This window comes from Chthonomonas sp. (assembly GCA_016788425.1).
Lineage (GTDB): Bacteria > Armatimonadota > Fimbriimonadia > Fimbriimonadales > Fimbriimonadaceae > JAEURQ01.
In genome coordinates, this window is the sequence record JAEURQ010000002.1 from 416,180 (window position 1) to 433,796 (window position 17,617).

Annotated in this window: 18 protein-coding genes and 1 tRNA gene; 8 read left to right on the forward strand and 11 right to left on the reverse strand. The window is 58.7% G+C overall.

The features are described from left to right. Positions 1 to 86: 86 nt before the first annotated feature. Genes JNJ45_03860 through lysA form a run of 4 tightly spaced genes read right to left on the reverse strand, consistent with a single transcriptional unit; the run spans position 87 to position 3,761 of the window. Positions 87 to 845 (reverse strand): HAD family hydrolase, encoded by a 759-nt coding sequence (locus JNJ45_03860; GenBank protein ID MBL8047799.1) that lies wholly within the window; start codon positions 843 to 845, stop codon positions 87 to 89. Next, positions 842 to 1,834, reverse strand: coding sequence for a tryptophan--tRNA ligase (trpS, locus tag JNJ45_03865; GenBank protein MBL8047800.1), 993 nt, complete (start codon positions 1,832 to 1,834; stop codon positions 842 to 844). Before trpS ends, JNJ45_03860 begins: the two co-directional genes overlap by 4 nt. Then, positions 1,831 to 2,475 carry a site-2 protease family protein gene (locus JNJ45_03870; GenBank protein ID MBL8047801.1) on the reverse strand — a complete coding sequence of 215 codons (645 nt, stop codon included), beginning with the start codon at positions 2,473 to 2,475 and terminating at the stop codon, positions 1,831 to 1,833. The genes trpS and JNJ45_03870 overlap by 4 nt, the downstream gene beginning before the upstream one ends. After that, the gene (lysA, locus tag JNJ45_03875; GenBank protein MBL8047802.1) at positions 2,472 to 3,761 is read right to left on the reverse strand and encodes a diaminopimelate decarboxylase; all 1,290 of its coding nucleotides are present in this window, start codon (positions 3,759 to 3,761) and stop codon (positions 2,472 to 2,474) included. The genes JNJ45_03870 and lysA overlap by 4 nt, the downstream gene beginning before the upstream one ends. Before the next feature lie 70 nt (positions 3,762 to 3,831). Between lysA and JNJ45_03880 the strand changes: the two genes are divergently transcribed. From JNJ45_03880 to JNJ45_03890, 3 genes are all read left to right on the forward strand, one after another. Continuing rightward, positions 3,832 to 4,434: a hypothetical protein gene (locus tag JNJ45_03880; protein MBL8047803.1), complete on the forward strand. Its 603-nt coding sequence runs from the start codon at positions 3,832 to 3,834 to the stop codon at positions 4,432 to 4,434. A 17-nt stretch (positions 4,435 to 4,451) separates the two neighbouring features. Next, entirely contained in the window at positions 4,452 to 5,252 is an 801-nt protein-coding gene (locus tag JNJ45_03885) for a tryptophan synthase subunit alpha (protein ID MBL8047804.1), read from the forward strand. Positions 5,253 to 5,321: 69 nt separating this feature from the next. Continuing rightward, positions 5,322 to 5,825: a CAP domain-containing protein gene (locus JNJ45_03890; GenBank protein ID MBL8047805.1), complete on the forward strand. Its 504-nt coding sequence runs from the start codon at positions 5,322 to 5,324 to the stop codon at positions 5,823 to 5,825. Positions 5,826 to 5,880: 55 nt separating this feature from the next. On the opposite strand, the gene kdsA is transcribed toward JNJ45_03890, so the two are convergent. The 5 genes from kdsA to JNJ45_03915 all read right to left on the reverse strand — a co-directional run bounded on the left by kdsA (position 5,881) and on the right by JNJ45_03915 (position 9,461). After that, entirely contained in the window at positions 5,881 to 6,624 is a 744-nt protein-coding gene (gene kdsA, locus JNJ45_03895; GenBank protein MBL8047806.1) for a 3-deoxy-8-phosphooctulonate synthase, read from the reverse strand. 77 nt (positions 6,625 to 6,701) lie between these two features. Next, a complete protein-coding gene (locus JNJ45_03900; protein ID MBL8047807.1) occupies positions 6,702 to 7,196 on the reverse strand; it encodes a hypothetical protein in 495 nt (164 codons plus the stop codon). Positions 7,197 to 7,231: 35 nt separating this feature from the next. Further along, a complete protein-coding gene (gene sdhB / locus JNJ45_03905) occupies positions 7,232 to 8,002 on the reverse strand; it encodes a succinate dehydrogenase iron-sulfur subunit (GenBank protein ID MBL8047808.1) in 771 nt (256 codons plus the stop codon). Positions 8,003 to 8,111: 109 nt separating this feature from the next. Continuing rightward, positions 8,112 to 8,951 (reverse strand): prepilin-type N-terminal cleavage/methylation domain-containing protein, encoded by an 840-nt coding sequence (locus tag JNJ45_03910; GenBank protein ID MBL8047809.1) that lies wholly within the window; start codon positions 8,949 to 8,951, stop codon positions 8,112 to 8,114. Between the two features lie 114 nt (positions 8,952 to 9,065). Continuing rightward, entirely contained in the window at positions 9,066 to 9,461 is a 396-nt protein-coding gene (locus JNJ45_03915; GenBank protein ID MBL8047810.1) for a hypothetical protein, read from the reverse strand. Positions 9,462 to 9,482: 21 nt separating this feature from the next. Here JNJ45_03915 and JNJ45_03920 point away from each other — a divergent pair, with 21 nt between their 5' ends. Together JNJ45_03920 and JNJ45_03925 are read left to right on the forward strand one after the other, a co-directional pair. Next, positions 9,483 to 10,337: a hypothetical protein gene (locus JNJ45_03920; GenBank protein ID MBL8047811.1), complete on the forward strand. Its 855-nt coding sequence runs from the start codon at positions 9,483 to 9,485 to the stop codon at positions 10,335 to 10,337. A gap of 20 nt (positions 10,338 to 10,357) precedes the next feature. After that, positions 10,358 to 10,433 (forward strand) — tRNA-Ile (locus JNJ45_03925). Here JNJ45_03925 and JNJ45_03930 read toward each other — a convergent pair. Continuing rightward, positions 10,412 to 11,668 carry an SGNH/GDSL hydrolase family protein gene (locus JNJ45_03930; GenBank protein MBL8047812.1) on the reverse strand — a complete coding sequence of 419 codons (1,257 nt, stop codon included), beginning with the start codon at positions 11,666 to 11,668 and terminating at the stop codon, positions 10,412 to 10,414. The genes JNJ45_03925 and JNJ45_03930 overlap by 22 nt on opposite strands. A 68-nt stretch (positions 11,669 to 11,736) precedes the next feature. Here JNJ45_03930 and JNJ45_03935 point away from each other — a divergent pair, with 68 nt between their 5' ends. Genes JNJ45_03935 through JNJ45_03945 form a run of 3 tightly spaced genes read left to right on the forward strand, consistent with a single transcriptional unit; the run spans position 11,737 to position 14,083 of the window. Beyond that, positions 11,737 to 12,807 (forward strand): shikimate dehydrogenase, encoded by a 1,071-nt coding sequence (locus JNJ45_03935; protein MBL8047813.1) that lies wholly within the window; start codon positions 11,737 to 11,739, stop codon positions 12,805 to 12,807. Continuing rightward, a complete protein-coding gene (locus tag JNJ45_03940) occupies positions 12,804 to 13,553 on the forward strand; it encodes an ATP-binding cassette domain-containing protein (protein MBL8047814.1) in 750 nt (249 codons plus the stop codon). Before JNJ45_03935 ends, JNJ45_03940 begins: the two co-directional genes overlap by 4 nt. 56 nt (positions 13,554 to 13,609) lie before the next feature. Further along, positions 13,610 to 14,083, forward strand: coding sequence for a hypothetical protein (locus JNJ45_03945; protein MBL8047815.1), 474 nt, complete (start codon positions 13,610 to 13,612; stop codon positions 14,081 to 14,083). A 96-nt stretch (positions 14,084 to 14,179) separates the two neighbouring features. On the opposite strand, the gene JNJ45_03950 is transcribed toward JNJ45_03945, so the two are convergent. Then, positions 14,180 to 17,542, reverse strand: a complete 3,363-nt coding sequence (locus JNJ45_03950; GenBank protein MBL8047816.1) for a PEP-CTERM sorting domain-containing protein — start codon at positions 17,540 to 17,542, stop codon at positions 14,180 to 14,182. Between the last annotated feature and the right edge of the window lie 75 nt (positions 17,543 to 17,617).

A 17,617-nucleotide genomic window follows, 5' to 3' on the forward strand; every position in this document is an offset into this window, starting at 1 on the left:
TCAGTCCCTAGCTCCAGAACACAGTTTCGGGTTCGCCCACGATGGAAGGCATAAACTCACCCATGCTTAGAGGATACCTTCCGCACCTAGGCGGGGAGCAAGTCTAGTAATTCGCGGAGGCTACCGATCACGGCCGTCGGCTCGGGCGAGTCAGGGGGCCGCTCCTCGGGTTTCGACGAGCCATCTGCGCTGGGCGCGACATCGCTCGGGCGACGAATCCAGATGGATTGCCATCCACAAGCCAGCGCCGGGCGTACATCGTGCCCGTAACTGTTGCCGACCATCAGGCAATCCTCCGGCAAACAACCGACCGCGTAGGCGGCGCGGCGGAACACTTCGGGCTCCGGCTTCCCAAAGCCAACTTCGCCTTCGATGTAGAAATGCTGGAAGTAGTGGCCGATGCCAAGCGTCGCGATTTCTTGCCGCTGAATATCGGCCGGGCCGTTGGTGATGAGGCCAAGCGGGAAGCGGTGGTACAAGTTGTCGAGCACCTCAATCGCGTCGTCGAACAACGCGAGGTTGGCGTTGCGGAGCTCACCGTAACGATCGCCAAGCTTAACCGCCAGCGTAGAGTCGTCGACGCCGAGCACCTGGAGCGTGCGCGCCATTTGCTCGTTGCGGGTCTTGCCGCCAAAGCGCAGGTAGGTTTGGTACCACTCGGTGGATTTGACTTCGGGACTGAACGAGCGAAACGCGGTCGCCCAGGCACCGATGCAGGCGTCTGCGCCTTGGTCGCCGGGGCGGAACTCGTCAAACGTGCTGCGCAGAGCCGCCTTGCTGGCGTCCCAATAGCCGCACAGCGTGTCGTCGAGATCGAAATAGATGGCTTTGATGGGAGCGATCATGCGAGCCTCATGGCGCGGCGCACCTCATCCATCGTCTGCGCGGCGACCGCGCGGGCGCCCTCGGCACCGTTCTTCAAAATCGCTTCGATGTCGCCATCCGTCATGCTGACTCGCCGCTCGCGGAACGGTCGCAGATACTCGTTGATGATCTCGGTGAGTTCTTGCTTGCTCTTGGAGCAGCCGCGCTCGCCGCGGATATCCTCGTCCCACTTTTGCTGGTAGTCGGGGTCGTAGAGCTTGAGATACTGGCAAATGGCGCAACCCTCGGGAATGCCGGGGTCGGTCATTTTGATCTTGGTGGGCGTGGTGAACGCCGACTTAATGCGCTTGGCGGTTTCGTCGGCGGTATCGCTCAAATAGATGCAGTTGTCGTAGCTCTTCGACATCTTACGCATGTCGAGCCCGGGCACCTTCGAGCGCGACTCGTCTTGGCTGATGATGTCCTTGAACATGGGGAAGACTTCGCCAAACTTGGAGTTAAAGGAGCGCGCGATCTCGCGGCTCAGCTCAAGGTGCGGCGCCTGGTCTTTGCCCACCGGAACGCCGTAGGGCTTGTACAGCAAGATGTCGGCGCTCTGCAGCACGGGGTAGCCGAGCAGACCATAGGAAAGCGATCCCTCGTTGCCTTCGCTCGCGGCCAGGTGGTCTTTGTAGGTCGGGTTGCGTTCGAGTTTGCCCACGCTGGAGACCATGCCGAGCAGCAGGCTAAGCTCGGCGTGCTCCTTCACGTGGCTCTGAATAAAGATGTTGCAGCGGTCGGGGTCGAGACCGGCGGCGACAAAATCCTTGGCGACCTCGCGCGCGTTCTTGGCGATTTCTTGCGGTTCGGATTTCAGCTCGGTAAGGCCATGCCAGTCGGCCACCATGCAAAACATTTGGTGCTGGCTTTGAAGCTCCACCCACGGGCGTAGAGCACCTTCGTAGTTGCCGAGGTGCAAGCGCGGGTTCGTTGCCCGCATGCCGCTGAGAATTCTTGTGGGTTGGGTCATCGTCCGAGGAGAAATGAGATTATGGCGTAGCTGGGCTTCTCCAAGAGTATGGAGAGGAGATCAAGTTTCGATACCTGCGCCATGATGATGATGCCGAGCAACGCAAAGGTCCCCGTGAAGCGGTTCCACAGAAACCATCGTTCGCGCGTTCCGTCCGGGAGGAAAGCACCGAGAATCCAGTGTCCGTCCAGCGGTCCCAGGGGAATCAGGTTGAACAACATGAGCGAGATGTTGGCCAGGATATAGATGAATATGAACGAGCCCGCGCTGAACGCGAATGGGTCAATATTCTGAAAACCGATTAACCGGAAGATGACCGCGGCGATTGCGGCCTGCAAGAAGTTGCTCAGAGGGCCGGCGAGCGCTACCCACATTGAATCCCAGCGCGGATTCTTGAGATTCCGATGGTTGACCATGACGGGCTTACCCCAGCCAATTCCGAATCCCGAAAGCGAAGTAAACACGATCATGATTGCGCCGAACGGATCAAAGTGTTTCAGCGGATTTAGGGTCACGCGCCCCATGATGCGCGGGGTCGAATCACCTTGCATATCGGCGGTGATTGCGTGGGCAAACTCGTGAATCGTGATCGCGATAAATGCGCTCACGATGAACATGATGGAAATTGGTTCTATGCTCATTTCGCCTCCAGATCGTGCGGCACAACTTCGCGGGAGAGCACCTGCTCCCAGGTCTCACGCGATTGGATCAGCGCAACGGAGCCGTCTTCGCGAAGGAGGACCGTGGCGGGGCGGGGGAAGCGATTGTAGTTGCTGGCCATGCTTGCGTTGTATGCGCCCGTCCCCAGGACCTGAATCAGGTCGCCGGGCCCGAGGTCGTTGGGGAGTTCTACGTCGGTGAATAGCGTATCCGTCTCGCAGTGCGAACCCGCGATGACGAACTGCTGCGGCCTGCCGCTCTTGGAGGTCACGGGCCGCACCATATTGGTGCCGCCGTACATCACCGGCCGCGGATTGTCGCTCAGGCCGCCATCCACGATCAGGTACTCCGTCGAGGCTTGCCGCTTGCGTGTGCCGATACGGTACAGCGTGACGCCCGCCGGTCCGATCAAAGCCCGCCCCGGCTCCTGCACCAGCACCGGATCGAGCGCCGAGCCGCTCAACGCATCGCGAACGGCCTCGGCGATGGCGGCGCAGTATTCGTTAATCGGAATCGGCACCTCACCCGGGCGATATTGGATGCCGCGCCCGCCGCCGATGTTGAGCACCCGCGCCGAAAAGCCTTGGTCGCGAGCCATGCGTAGCGCGAATTCGGCCACCGTGCGCGCCGCCTGAATCTGGGCACTCGGCTCCAGCAGTTGGCTGCCTACGTGGCAGTGGAATCCGGCCAAAGGCAACCCTGCCGAATGGCAAAAGGCCACCGCGTTCTGGGCCGCGTCATCGCCGATGCTGAATCCAAATTTACTTTCGCGGTGCCCGGTCGAAATCTTCGGGTCGGTTAGCGGGTTGACCGCCGGGCTGAGCCGCAGAAGCAACTCGGGGCATGCTCCGCCGAGCTCGACGATGAGTTCCAGTTCGCGCTGATTGTCGACGATGATCTCGCGCACGCCTTGCTCGATCGCAAAGCGCAGCAACTGAGAACTCTTGTTGTTGCCGTGAAGCTGGCACTTGCCAGCGGGAATCCCCGCCGCGAGCGCGGCGCGAAACTCGCCTTCGCTCGCCACGTCAATGGTGCAGCCTTCTTGCGCCGCAATCGCCAACACCGCCAACGCTGAGTTTGCCTTGCTGGCGTAGGTGAGCTGGCAGTTGGGCCAAGCCGAACGAAACGCCGCTATGTACTCGCGGATGCGCTCGCGAAAGGTGCGCTCATCCACGACATAAAGGGGGGTGCCGAACGCCGCGGCCAGCGAATCCCCTTGCAACTCGGTGAGTTCAAACAAGCCATCCATGGTGGCCGACGTGGACATTGACCTTATTTTGCCCGGAACCAGGTGATCTTTGGGGTCTTCCATGGAATATCGCGATTAGGTGATCGCAATGAAACCTCGCGCAAACTCCGTTCTTCGGCTCGCCCTCGCGTTCTCGCTGGTGGCCACGCAAGCATTTGCCTCCGTGTTGGATGGCTATAAGCTTCGCGAAATTCCCAACACGAAAATTTCGATTGTCGTGCCGGAAGAGATGCCGGAGCCCGAGAAACTGGAGCTCGATGACTCGGACAAGGAACTCTTCCCGAGCGGGTTGAACTACTTCTTCCCGGGCGAATCGGAAGGCATGTTCAGCATGCTGACCGTGCTCAAGAGCTCGTCGTCCATGGAGGAAGATTTCCTGAAGACGTTCGCTGAAAGCTACCTGGAGGCGCGGGCCGACGACAAGGAGATCAAGTACGTGATCAAGACCCGCGAGGCGGGGACGTTCGGCGCGTTTCGGGGCCAAGCCTTCACGGCCACGCTCGAGACCTCGGACATCAAGATGGAAGAGCAGGGGCTTGTGCTCATCGGCGATCACGAGGTGCTCGTGTATCTTGTCTCAGCGGACGTGGCCGATAAAACGGCGGTGACCGAGAAGAATAAGGCGTTCGACGACCTTCGCTACGCCGGGTCGGCGTGGGCCAAGGGCAAAGAGATCGAGATCAAGAAGTGAGCGGGTAGGCTTGACTCGTGCCGACGGGTCGTGAACGCCTTCAAACTACGTTTCAACAACTGTCAGCGTCCGGAAACCGGGCGCTGATTTGTTTTGTCACCGCAGGCGACCCATCGCTGGAGCAGCTTCCCGAGATTCTGGACACGCTCACGGCCGCGGGCGCGGATGTGATTGAGGTTGGCCTGCCCTTTAGCGACCCGATCGCTGATGGCCCGGTGATTCAGGCGAGCAGTCAGCGCGCTTTGGACCGCGGCGTCACCACGGCAAAGATTCTGGATGTGCTGCGGCAAGGCGCGGGACGAGGTTGGGCGCCGATCATTCTGATGGGTTACTACAACCCGATTCTCGCGGGGGGACTCGACGCCATGGGGCAAGCCATTGCCGAGGCGGGCGTGTGCGGGACGCTGGTGAGCGATTTGCCACCGGGAACCGCGGCCGATTGGGTCGCAACAAGCGAACGTAACGGCCTGGCCAACATCTTTTTGCTCGCCCCCACCAGCACTCCGCAGCGCGTGGACGAGGTCTGCGCGGTGGCCAGCGGGTTTGTGTACTTTGTCAGTCGCACGGGCGTGACCGGAGGCGGATTGCAACTCGACGAGCGCGTGCCGGCGCTCATTGCGGCGACGAAGTCGCGCACTAACTTGCCAGCGATGATCGGGTTTGGCATCTCCCAACCTGCTGATGTGGCCGCGCTCCGAGATGTCGCGGACGGGGTGATCGTGGGATCGAGCCTCGTGAAACTGCTGGCCGACGGAGCCGCGATGGCTCGCCTGAAAGAAGAAGTTTCGAACCTAAAAGCCGCGTCTTCACCCCGTTAACTACCAGTGTTTTAGGAGGCTGGTAATCGACGCAGGGGAAATCTGCGGGGCGAGCGGAACAAGCGAGACATGAGGTTTCGCCGTAGTCTAGCAGTAACGGTTTTCATGGTCGGGGTGGTTGCCGCCCAAGCGAACGCTCGCCCTGACGTTGACCTGAATCCGAATTCGCAAATGACGGTCCTGATGGACGAAGTGTTGCGTTTGACCAACGTTGAACGTGCCACGGCGGGCCTCAAACCACTTAAGCTCGACCCGACGCTGAATCGCGCCGCCTTTTGGAAGGCCGTGGACCTCTCGACGTGCAAGGTCTTCGATCACAAGGATTCGCTCGGTCGCAGCCCCAAGGATCGCATCGAGAGCTTCGGCTACACCGATTGGGAGCGCCTGAGCGAGAACATCGCTGGTGGCTATCTGACGGCCGACGAGGTGGTGCAGGCGTGGATGCAGAGTCCGGGTCACAAAAAGAACATCATGGACCCGAAAGTGAACGAGATCGGCATCGCGTTCTACTTCGATAAGAGCTCACGCCACGGCTACTACTGGGTGCAAAACTTCGCGCGCCGCGCGCAGTGACCCTTACGTTTTTCTGAACATAGTCCCGGGGCGGTCTTCTGGCCGCCCTCCCTTTTTATGTCAGGGCCGCTCGAATCGCGGCGACCCGGCTGAGCAAGGCTTCGGCTTGCGCGAGGGGCCACTGGGTAGCGGCATCGCTGAGCGCGCGGTCGGGATCGGGGTGCACTTCGATAAAGAGCGCGTCGATGCCCACCGCGGTGGCGGCGCGGGCCATGGCCGGAATCGCTTCGCGGTTCCCGCCCGTGGACGTCCCTTGACCGCCGGGGCGCTGCGCCGAGTGCGTGCCATCGAAGCACACCGGCACGCCGAAATTGCGCATCACTTCCAAGCCGGGCATATCCACGACCAGGTTGTTGTAGCCAAACGACGCGCCGCGCTCGCAGAGCATGATGCCGTTGGCGTCGAATTGCCGGAGCTTGTCGACGATGTTCTTGGCGTCCCAGGGGGCGAGAAACTGGCCCTTTTTGACGTTGACAGGCTTGCCGGTTTTGGCGGCCGCTTCCAAGAGGTCGCTTTGGCGGCAGAGGAACGCGGGAATCTGGAGCAGGTCCACGCTCTGAGCCACCACCGCGGCTTGCGGAGCGTCGTGGATGTCGGTCGTCGCGGGTGCGCCGACTTCGTCGGCCACGCGGCGAATCAGCTGAAGCCCTTCGTCAATCCCGAGCCCGCGCGTGCTGGAAACGCTCGTGCGATTCGCCTTGTCGAACGACGCCTTGAACACGTAGTTGAATCCGAACTTGTCGCAGATGCGGCGAAGCTCGTTGGCTACGGCAATGCAGACCTCATACGATTCGGCCATGCACGGACCGCCGATAATCGTCAGCCGGTCCGCGCCAACCTCCAGGTCGCGGACCAAAAACTTGCCCGGGGAGGGCGTCACTTACTCGCCTTCTGGGCGGGCTTCACGGTCACCAACACTTCGATGACTTCCGTTTTGGGCGGGAGGCAGGTGTTTGAGTCGCAGATTTGGTGCGTGACGTTGAGTTTGAGTTTCACCGACTTGGTGCCAGGCTTCACGCGCATCGTGACCGGGAACGCGACATCGCCTTCCCAAATGTATTCGCCGGCGTTCTTTCCGGCGACCGGCGCGGGGCTCGCCTTGCCGGGCATAAAGCGCGAGACCGCCTTGTTCGGCGTCAGCGCGACGCTCAGGAGCGTGTTGAAGTCCTCGTCGCCCTTCTTGCGGGCGGGGTTCGGACCATAGGCGTGCCAGCCTTCGGGGAGGGTCACCCGCACCATCGCCACAAAGTCCACGTTCGCGGAGATCGTTTTGGGCAGGTCAACCTTCACCTTGACGGGAGGTCCGGCGGGCTGAGCCATCGCCATGCCGGCGAAGGCGGTAAGAGAAAGGGCCATGAGAATTTTTCTCATCACCCTATTTTAATGTTTTTTGGCGGGGAAAGTTCCTAGTTGACGAGACCGACCCACTTCTTGAGCTTGTGCACCGTCGTGTCGCGGTTCAGTTGGGCAATGGCCTGGGTCAAAGGGACTCCCTTGGGGCAGACCTTTACGCAGTTTTGGGCGTTGCCGCAACCGGTGATGCCGCGCTCGCTCGTGACAAAGTCCATACGCTCGCCTTCGAGCGACTTGCCAACCGGGTGCAGATTGAACAGCAGCACTTGACCAATCACGGCCGGTCCGGCAAAGTCGGATTTCTCGCTCACTTGCGGACACGCTTCCATGCAGCACCCGCAGGTCATGCAGCGACTGAGGGCGTAGCGGAGTTGGCGCACGTGGTCGTCTTGCGGCGGGGCCATGCCGAGGTCATACGATCCATCAATGGGCACCCACGCCTTGGCCGCGCGCAGGTTGTCGAACATCTTCGAGCGGTCCACGCACAGGTCGCGGATGACCGGGAATTTCTTCATCGGCTCGATGTCCACCAGGTAGGTGTCGCCTTCGAGCGTGGCGCAGTCTTCGAGCAACGCCGAGCAGGCTTGTCGAATGTGGCCGTTGACGTTCATGGTGCAGCTGCCACAGACTTCTTCGAGGCAGGCGGCGTCCCACACCGGCGGCGTGGTGTTTTGGCCCTCGGTCGTACGAGGATTCTTGCGGACCTCCAGCAACGCCGAGATCACGTTCATCTTGTCCTGATACGGAATCTCGAAGGTCTCCCAGCGCGAGGGGGAGTTGGCGTCTTGCTGGCGCAGAATACGAAGCCGGACTTTGGTTGCCATAGAACTGTTTTCCTAGTCTATCTAATTCTATGGTGCGCCGGGGCTGATCCTCACAAAAAAGATGGGCTAGATTGCTCTAGCCCATCCATCAATCGCCGAAGCGAGCTTCTTACTGTTGCGGAACCAGCGAGGGTTCGCCCACCAGATCGGGGATACCGTTGAGGTCGAACGGCAAGTTGTAGCAGTCCACCAGAGCGGTCGAAGTGGTGTTTTGGTTGATCCCGGTGCCCGGCAGCTTGCCGTTGCCGTTGACAGCCTTGGCGTGACCATCGGCGTAGTTGACGATGAGTTGACCATTGTGTCGCGGCGAACCAGCAAAGTTGGCTCGGTCGAACGGAGTCGTCGGTTGGCGGTACGAGGCCAGGTAGGCTGTGGTGCCCGTGCCGAAGCTCGGATACTTGGTCGCCCACTTGTTCAGTTGACCAGCGTTGGTGTAGTCCGCGCTGTAGAACATCACGGTTTCGGCCGGAAGCGGGAGGCCGCCTTCGTTGCGAACAACGTCAAGGTCGGTTGCGCCGCCAGGGATACCCGGATCTTCGAACAGAGCGAAGTTGATGCCCAAACCAGCGAAGGTGATGCCAGCCGGCGAGACGAACGGTCCGCCCAGAGCAGCAAGCTTGGTGGCCAGAATGTCCTTCCAGTTGATTGCCTTGGGATCGCCCGGATCGCCAAAGATGTCCTTGTTCTTGCTGTAGGGTTGCAGAGCGTCGTACACCGAAACCATTTGACGGGGAGCCGTCGGCAGGATGTATGCCGATTGCGGGTAGTTTTCATCGTTGTCGCCGATGTAAAGCTGAACCGAGAGGGCGTTTTGCTTCGCATTGCTCAGGGCGGCTGTCTTCTTGGCAGCAGCCTTGGCTTGCGTGAAAACGGGGAACAGAATTGCTGCCAGGATTGCGATGATCGCAATAACCACGAGCAGTTCAATCAGCGTAAAAGCTTTCTTCATTGAATCTCCAGAGTGTCGACGGGGGTGAGGCCCACTGACAAGCCACTATGATAGCCCACAAGATGGGATTGTTCAAGTGGCAAATGAGAGAGGGTCCAAATCCCCAGGTTCGTTCTACGCCGAAAACATTTTGTTGATCTCCGGTAACGATAACAGTTCGTCTACGACACCTAACTCGCCCTCAAAGGAACCCAGAATGAGGGGGCGCTCGCCAATATCCTCCAGGGAAAAATGCAGGCCGTCGCCCGACCAGTGGAAAAACCCCTGCGGGCCGATTTCGATGATGCGCGCCGGTGATGCCAGTTCGGGTGCGGCCCCGGTACACATCAGCACCATTGTGGTGGGCTCGTGCTGGGCGGCGATGGCGTGGATCCGCTCTAAATCCACCTCGGGAAACAGGCTCGCGGCGAGGTCGGGAACGCGGATGACCAGCATCTGCAAGTCGGGAAACCACACCGCGCCCCTTGGATCAATCCAAGCTGTGTGCGGGCCAAGGGTAACGACTTCCATGCGAGTGGTGTAATGTTACTCATGATGAAGAAGTTCGTCTTGATGAGCTTAGTTGTGATGGCCGCCGGGGGATTCGCCCAGGAAGACCCTCGGCCCGAACGTAATGCCGAGGCCACGCTGGCAACTATCCTAAAAACTTACCAAGAGGTCAAGTCTTTTCACGTGACCGTGTGGGTCGGCAATCGCGCGGCCAGCGACCTGCCTTTCCTCTATAGTGGGTCGCAGGAACTTTGGTACGGCGGCGGCAACAAGTTTCGTTTTGAGACGATCGGCCACTTTGGAAATGGCATTCGCGCCGTAAGCGACGGCACGAAGTACATGTATGACCCGCAGACCGAAACCCCGCAAACGCGCATTGCGATCGGCAAGGCCAAGCCCGCCGTGGCCGACATGGATTCGACCTTTGCGTTGGGCCGCACGTCGGGCAACCCGCTGCTCGCCTTTTTGGGCAAGGTGGACCTGATGGGCAAGGCTATTCCGGCGGACACGTTTATCGTCGCGGGACCGAAAGAAGACGGTCTCGAATCGGTGAGCTTCGGCACCCTCGGCGCCGGCGTGATGAACATCTACTTTGATCCTGCCGACCCGATGAAGCTCGCTCGCCGTGTGGAATGGGATAACGAAATGGCTTGGCGCACCGCCATGAACAAGGCGGGCAAGGGCTCCGCGCCGATCGGAGGGCGCATCTACCGGTTCGACTTCTTCTATCGCAGCGTGAACAAGCCGCTCGCGGCCAACACGTTCGATGCCACCCCGCCCAAGGGTTACGCAACGATTAACATCGACGAGCGCGGCGATGGCCGACGCATTCGCATGAACGAAGGACCCGACACCTCGGGTGTGACGCGACCCGCCAAGGGCGAACAGAGTCAGTAAAGTAAACTAGCCGCCTGATCGGGCCTGTAGCTCAGTGGTCAGAGCAGGCGGCTCATAACCGCTTGGTCGTGGGTTCAATCCCCACCGGGCCCACCACTTGTTTCGACCCGCGTAACGCTCACGATGACCGGTCGGCGCGCCGTGATGCGCGCGATTTCGCGCTCGATGGGCTCACTCGCCTCATAGAGAGCTTCGCTAAGCGTGAGCGGAGCCGTCCGCCGAATGCTCTGCCAGCGATTGTGTTGCCGCTGTCCCTTCTTGTCGATGAGTCGCAGCACCTCGCGCGACCGCGCGAGCATCGGCGTTTCGAACTCGGCCAGATTGATGCCAACTTCGTAGAACTCGGCGGGGAACGTGCCAATGTCCTGTGTGTCGATATTCAGGCGATAATCGCCCTCGCGCAGATTGCGCACCCTCAAAATCTGGGAGTTGAACGTATCTTGGAACGGCCAGATTCCCGTGAAAAACTGCGTCGTGCGGTCGGTGGGGACGGGGAAGGGAAGGCACTTTTCGATTTGCCGCCAGCGCAGAGTGGTGCCCGCGAGCAACGTGACCTCGGCGTTCTTCACTTCCTTAACGGCGTGCTTCTTGGCATCAATATCAACCTCGGAGACCAGCCCGCCGCCGTTCCAATTTTTGTAGAGCAGGGCGGCCATCATCAGGTGAGCCGCAACCGAGGGATGCGTGCAGTCGGGAATGAGCGCCCGCGATGCCACAAAGTCGCGGCGCCGCGACTCGTTGAGCAAGTCGTAGAGCGGCTGATTGAAGTCTATATAGTGCGCCTTGGTGCGCTGAGCGACGGCCTGAATCACACCGCCATATCGCTGCAAGGCGTCGTTGTAATCTTTGGCAAAGGTCGAGCGTTCGCCGGTGAGCCCCTTAGTGAGATTATCGAACGGACTCGTCCGGATCAGGCTCAAGCGCACGCCGGGGTTCTCCTTTACGATCCGGGTCACGAGGTCGTCGTAGGACTCCTTAAACTTCTCTTCGAGGTACGCCGAATAGCTGACGTAGCCGCCATCGTTCATGCCGAGCATGATCGCGACATGGGTTGGCGAAAACGGGTTTACGTCGCGCTCGACGCGATCTTTGGTGCGCCCCATGGGGCCGCCCCAACTGGCCTCGCCCGGCACGGCCGCGTTGTGATAGCTGATCTTGAGTTCGGGGTGGCGGGTGCGAATGAACACCTCAAGGAACTTGGTGTACTCGTTGGACGCGGTAATGCTGTCGCCGTAAAACACCACGCGATCGCCATCCTCGAGCGCGAACTTGCCCGCGGGTTCAACGGGACCGCTGAAGGCAAGGGCGAAGAGGGCGACGGTGGAAAGCAAACCGATTCATTTTGGCCCGAAAGAGCGTAAGTAGACTAGGGTACAACCTTTCCACCCGAGGATTTCTATTGGCAAAATTTGCGTTTGTTGTCCATCCGATTGTCGCGAAGGATGCCGCGAAACGGTATCCGATCCTCAAGTACGTTCCGGATCGCGCGATTGAATGGCTGATCAAGCACCGCAAATCCGATGTCATGGCCCACGTCACGGGTCTGCAATCCAAGACCGGCGCGACCGCCGAGGGCATCTATATCGGCTGCCCGCTCACGCCGGGCATGATGATGCAGCGCATGCCGCTGAATCAGGTCTACGACGAGTTGACCTATTGCACCGAGTTGGCGCACCGCGAAGGCGCGAAACTGATCGGCCTTGGCGCATTCACAAGCGTGGTCGGCGATGGCGGCATAACCGTGGAAAAGCGTTCGCCGATCCCGGTGACGACCGGGAACAGTTACACGGTGGCGACGGCCATTGAAGGCGCGCTGCGGGCCGCCGAAATGGTAGGCGTGGACAAGGCCGCCTCGCGGCTAGCGGTGGTGGGCGCAACCGGCTCGATCGGCCGCACCTGCGCGATGGTGATGGCTCCCATGTTTCGCGATACCGTGCTGATTGGGCGCGACCTCGACCGCACGGCGGCGATCGCCGCCCAGCTTCCGAGAGCCACGGCGAGCATTGACATTAACGAGTTGCGCACGGCTGATTTGGTGGTCACCGTGACCTCGGCGGAAACCGCGATTATTGAACCGGAACATCTGCGCCGCGGCGCGATTGTTTGCGATGTTTCGCGGCCCCGCGATACGAGCGTGCGGGTGGCGAAGGAGCGGCCCGACGTGTTGGTGATTGAAGGCGGCGTGGTGAAGGTTCCGGGCAACGTGGACTTTGGCATGACATTCGGCTTTCCGCCCGGCACGGCATATGCTTGCATGAGCGAAACCATGATGCTGGCCCTGGAAGACAAGCTGGAATCGTTTACGCTTGGCAAAGAAGTTTCGGTGGAGCAGGTGGAGGAAACCAACCGCCTGGCCGCCAAGCACGGCTTTGAGGTCGCCGGGTTCCGCGCCTTTGAACGTGGCGTGGACGACGCCGCGATTGAGCGCACCCGCCAAGCGCGGATGGAGTTCGCGGGCAGTTTGGCATGAGCGCACCAGCCCTGTTGGTGGACAAGGTAAGCCATAAGTTCGGCGACCGATGGGTGCTGCAGAACATTCAGCTTGAAGTGGCCGACGGCGAGATTCTCGCGATCATGGGGAGCTCGGGCGGTGGAAAATCCACCCTGCTGAAAATCATTACCGGCCTGCTGAGACCGACCGAAGGCGATGTGGTGGTGCACGGAATTTCGAGCGTGCGGCAACCCGAGGAAGCGCGCCGCGAACTGGGCTTGGTGTTTCAATCGGCGGCGCTGTTTGACTACTTGAACGTGTTTGAAAACGTGGCCTTTGGGTTGCGTCGAATCCGGGGCATGCGCGCGAGCGTGCTGACCGATCAAGTGAACGAGGCGCTCGCCAGTGTGGGCCTGCCCGATGCCGGCAAGCTTATGCCCGATGAACTCAGCGGCGGCATGAAGAAGCGCGTCGGACTCGCCCGGGCACTGGTGTTGGGGCCGAAGGTTTTGCTCTACGACGAACCGACGAGCGGCCTGGACCCCGTGACGGCTTACGCGATTGACGAACTGATTGTGGAAACCGCTCGCGAGCACAAGATCACGAGCATTGTGGTGAGCCACGACGTGAGCAGCGTGTTCCGGGTGGCGGATCGCATTGCGTTCCTCGCGGGCGGTGCATTGACCTTTGTGGGCAACGAGTCGGAGTTCCGCGCGAGCAACGACGCCATGATTCGCGAATTGGTGGACAAGGCTCAGGCCGAAGAATTTGTGAAAAGTCAGTGAACTGACGGAATGGTGGCGCGTCTTCCTCTGCGTACAAGGTACGTAGGAGAAGCACAATGAAACAATTCCTGAACCTGTTTATCGTTTCGGCCATCACGTTTGTCATGGCAACTTCGGCCATCGCTCAAACCGCTGGCCCCAAGGGTCAAGGCGGCCAACCCGGCGGTCCTGGTAAGGGCGGCGACGGTCCTCGCGGCGGAATGCGCGGCGGCGGCATCAAGATGTTTGCCGACAAGCTGAACCTGACGGCCGACCAAAAGGCGAAGCTCGCCAAGCTCGACGAGGCAATGAAGGCCGAGTTTGGAAAGATGCGCAGCAGCAACCTTCCGCAAGAACAAAAGCGAGAGAAGATGCGATCGATGATGAAGTCGCACATGGAAAAGGTCCAAGCCATCCTTACGAAGGAGCAAAAGGCCAAGCTCGAGCAGCTGATGAAGGAAGCCCGCGCCAAGCGAGGCGACAAGGGTGCCCCCGGCGCCAAGGCCGGTAAAGGCGGCAAGGGTGGCAAGGGCGGCGCTCCGAAGCCCTGATCTCGCTGGATCCATAAATCCCAAGCTTGGGGAACGGGAGAGAGAGGCCCGAACTCCAAAAAGGACCCGCTCACTTGCTGAGCGGGTTCCTTGTTTTTAGGGTGCCTTGCGCTTGCGTCGTAATAGCAACGCCGCTCCGGCGAGGAGGCTGAGCACGCTGCTCGGTTCGGGCACGGCATAGACTAAGCGGATGTTGAATGGACCTCTTTCCACCGTCCAGTTCGGCGTCAAGATGTTGACATTCCAGTTGATGATTGCATGGTTACCGCTGACATGAATGTCGTGGAAGAACCCTGGAGAATACGTCCCCCGAATCTCCATCGAGCCGCTAAAGTCATAAGTGGTATCGGCATAGAAACCGCCGCGGAACACTGGCAAAACTCCGCTTGCATTGGGAGCAATAATGGTGTGCCCACCAATGCGAAAAACTTCGACTTTGGGACCTGTTTCTCCAATAAACTCTTGCACTCCAGAGTGACCCACGTATCGGAATGATTGACTACCTCCGATATTGAGGAATGAAACGTTGCCTCGATTATTGACCTCGCCCTTCACCACTCCGGTAACTGCGAGTGAACCGGTCGATTCGTTTGAGAGATAGAGTTCGGTTCCGGCGCCACCGCTGAAGGTTGCCGTCCCACGATTAGATCCTGACCAAGAGCCCGAGCGCGCGGATATCTGTCCTCGATTTATCCCGGCGTAGGAAATGATTCCTTCTGTGCCCGGTCCATCTTCAGCAATCATTTGCCCGAAGTTTTCAGAAGAACCCACCGTTAGCCGCCGACTAATTACGGATCCGTGGTTTGTGCTGCCGAAAAACTCAATTGAGTTACGGGCGCTAAGGGTTGAGTAATTCGTGCTGTCTCGGAACGAAACTTCATCGACTAACATGGACCCACGGTTGACCGCCCTTGAAAACCCTAGTCTGGATCCAAAACCTTCGGCAGTGGGTGTGCCGGTGACCGTGCCGAGAAGTTCCATGTCTCGACCAATTTCTAGGTACGACTGAAACCTGGCGTTCTGCATTCGAATCGTTCCGGATTCGGCAGACGCAGAGGTGCTCTTGCGGATAGAACTGTATCCCGACGTTTCGAGCAAGTTGGGCATCGAGTCGCTCGATCCAATGGAGATAAATCCGTGACTGAACTTGGACCCTTCCGGAATTCTTGATCGTGTAAATTCAAGAGACTTCGCGGATGAGTTATCCAAAATGAGCGGAGACTGAAAAGTCGTATCGGTAAAGTAGCCGTTCAGTACGTTTCTGATGGGGCCACCCGTCAGCGTGGAGTTCGCCATCAATACCTCCTGCCAGTATCGATTCCTCGATTGCAGATCGTCATTATCGATAGTCAGCCCAGCTACATCTCCACTAATATGCACCCGGCTCGTTGCGTCAGTTTCAATCCTCCGTTCCAGGTTTACGAAATCGGAGCCAAAGACGCTGACGATCGATTCGTTCTTGGCAACTGTACGAGCTGTCGGCGACATCGAAAGGATGCCGATTTCGGATCCGTCCGTAGCTTCCACATAACCATTGTTGTTGATATTGGACAGCGATCCACCGACAAGAGTCAGCTGACCGTTATTGATGACCGGAAAACTCGAGTTGCCGCTAACTTGCGAGCGATTCACCATCATCGTACCGTTGTTCGTGAGTTGGCTTACACTAAAGGCCGACCGGAAAATGTCGAGGGTGCCGTTGTTGACAATGTTGGCAATGTGGCCTACCTCACTACCGAATGCGGGTTTAATCTGCCCGCGAATCTCCAGGCGTCCAGAATTCACAATGTTGGTGACGCGGTAAGGGTTGTTGACAATGACCTTACCGGTGGCCGAGATCGACGAATTGAGAAAATCTGTAAAGGCCCCTTCGAGATGCAAGGCGCCGTTCACTGTCGCGTTTTTCGCGGTTAGCTTGTGAGGCACGTTCACGCGAACATAGTCCCCATTTTGCAAAATCGGATTGTCAAAAACGACGTGATCAAAGTCTGGGTTGTACTCTTCCCCCTGAAACACGTTAGAACCTTGGAATCGAATATCCTCCCAAAGTGATGATCCAACAAACTTAGTGTTGCTAAAGTTTGAAATGGTTCCGCCGACCATACCTCCTCGGTATTTTGTCATCCGTCCATTTAGGAACGTAGCGAAGTCGAGCGGTGCATTCTCTAGGTCCATCTGCCCGTAGACGCCATTTGTGTTGGTGCCGATCGCAAGGTCCATGCTCGCCTGAGGAGAAACGTGGATGTACTGGAACTTGTCGCGTGTAGGCGAGCTTGCAACAAACTTCAGCCGCAAGTGGCTCTGCCCGTTAAGCGTGAGCATTCCGGGGTGGGCCGCGGTTGTGGTTCCTTCGTGCGTCCCAGAACCTTCGAATCGGATCTCACCGTAATTGATGAAGCTGGCCGCACTATGACTAGCGTTTGAGGTGAAAACAGCAGTACCATAGTTCTTTAAATTGTCAGAAAAGGTCTGCGCGTTGTTGACTCCGTAGTTCGTTACATTGATTCCAACTCCATTGAAGGTTCCATAATTGATTGTACTGAGCGCGCCGGAAGAGCCGTTGAGCGTCCCACGAATTGTGAGTGTTGGGCCACTACCAGTAACATCTCCCGTCGAAGTTCCAAATAGTTCAACCGTGCTGAAGGCGATCAGGGCACCGTTGAATCCATCTTGCAGCTTAGCTGTTCCTCCGACTAGCGTACTGGTTCCCGTAAGCTGACCGCTAATCTCGGTATCGTTTTCAATCGAACCGTAGAAATTGTTGCGAGAGATTGATGAGTGAAGTGTGCGGATACCCGATCCCGCAAAGCCGAAAAATGTTGATTGGAGCGTGCCAGTTCCGGTGATCGTCGCACCGGGACTGAAGTCTATCCTCGTTGTCGCATTAACGGAGCCACCCGCGCCAAGGTCCAGATGCTTGACCGTTACATTTGACGTCGAAACATAGGACGTTGAGTTTGTCAAGTTGATTGAAGTCGCGGTGAGCCTTGCATTCGTCAAGCGGCTTCCAGCTCCAAGCGTGAGTGCTCCAACTTCGTACCGCCCGGCCCCCGTAAGTTGGTTATTCTGCAAAGCATCTAGCTTTGTGGCCACGAGCAAACCCCCGATGGTTGATCGCCCGCCGCTGGTCATGGTCAGGTCGTTGAATGTATATCGCCCCGACGTCGAAAGCATTCGCAAATGGCCGGTTGCATCAACGTTCGTATGCGATGACACCGTAAGGTTCGCTAATTGAACAACCGCGCGTGTGGACAGATTTGCGAGGAGGATCGATCCGGAATCGGTCAGGGTGATAGAGCCAGGGTTCGGGAGCAGGTAGGGGTCGTAACCGATGAAGACGCTATCCGCGGACGTGGGAATGATCCCTCCGTCCCAGATACCGGGAGTTCGCCAACTCGCCGTCGCTGTGCCCACAAAGTACCGATCCGCGGCGAAGCCCAGCGAACCAGAGACGACCAACGCGGCCGTCGTGCCAAATCTCGAGATTGACCTCATTCCACAACCCGGACACCACAAAACGCGGCATCACAAGGA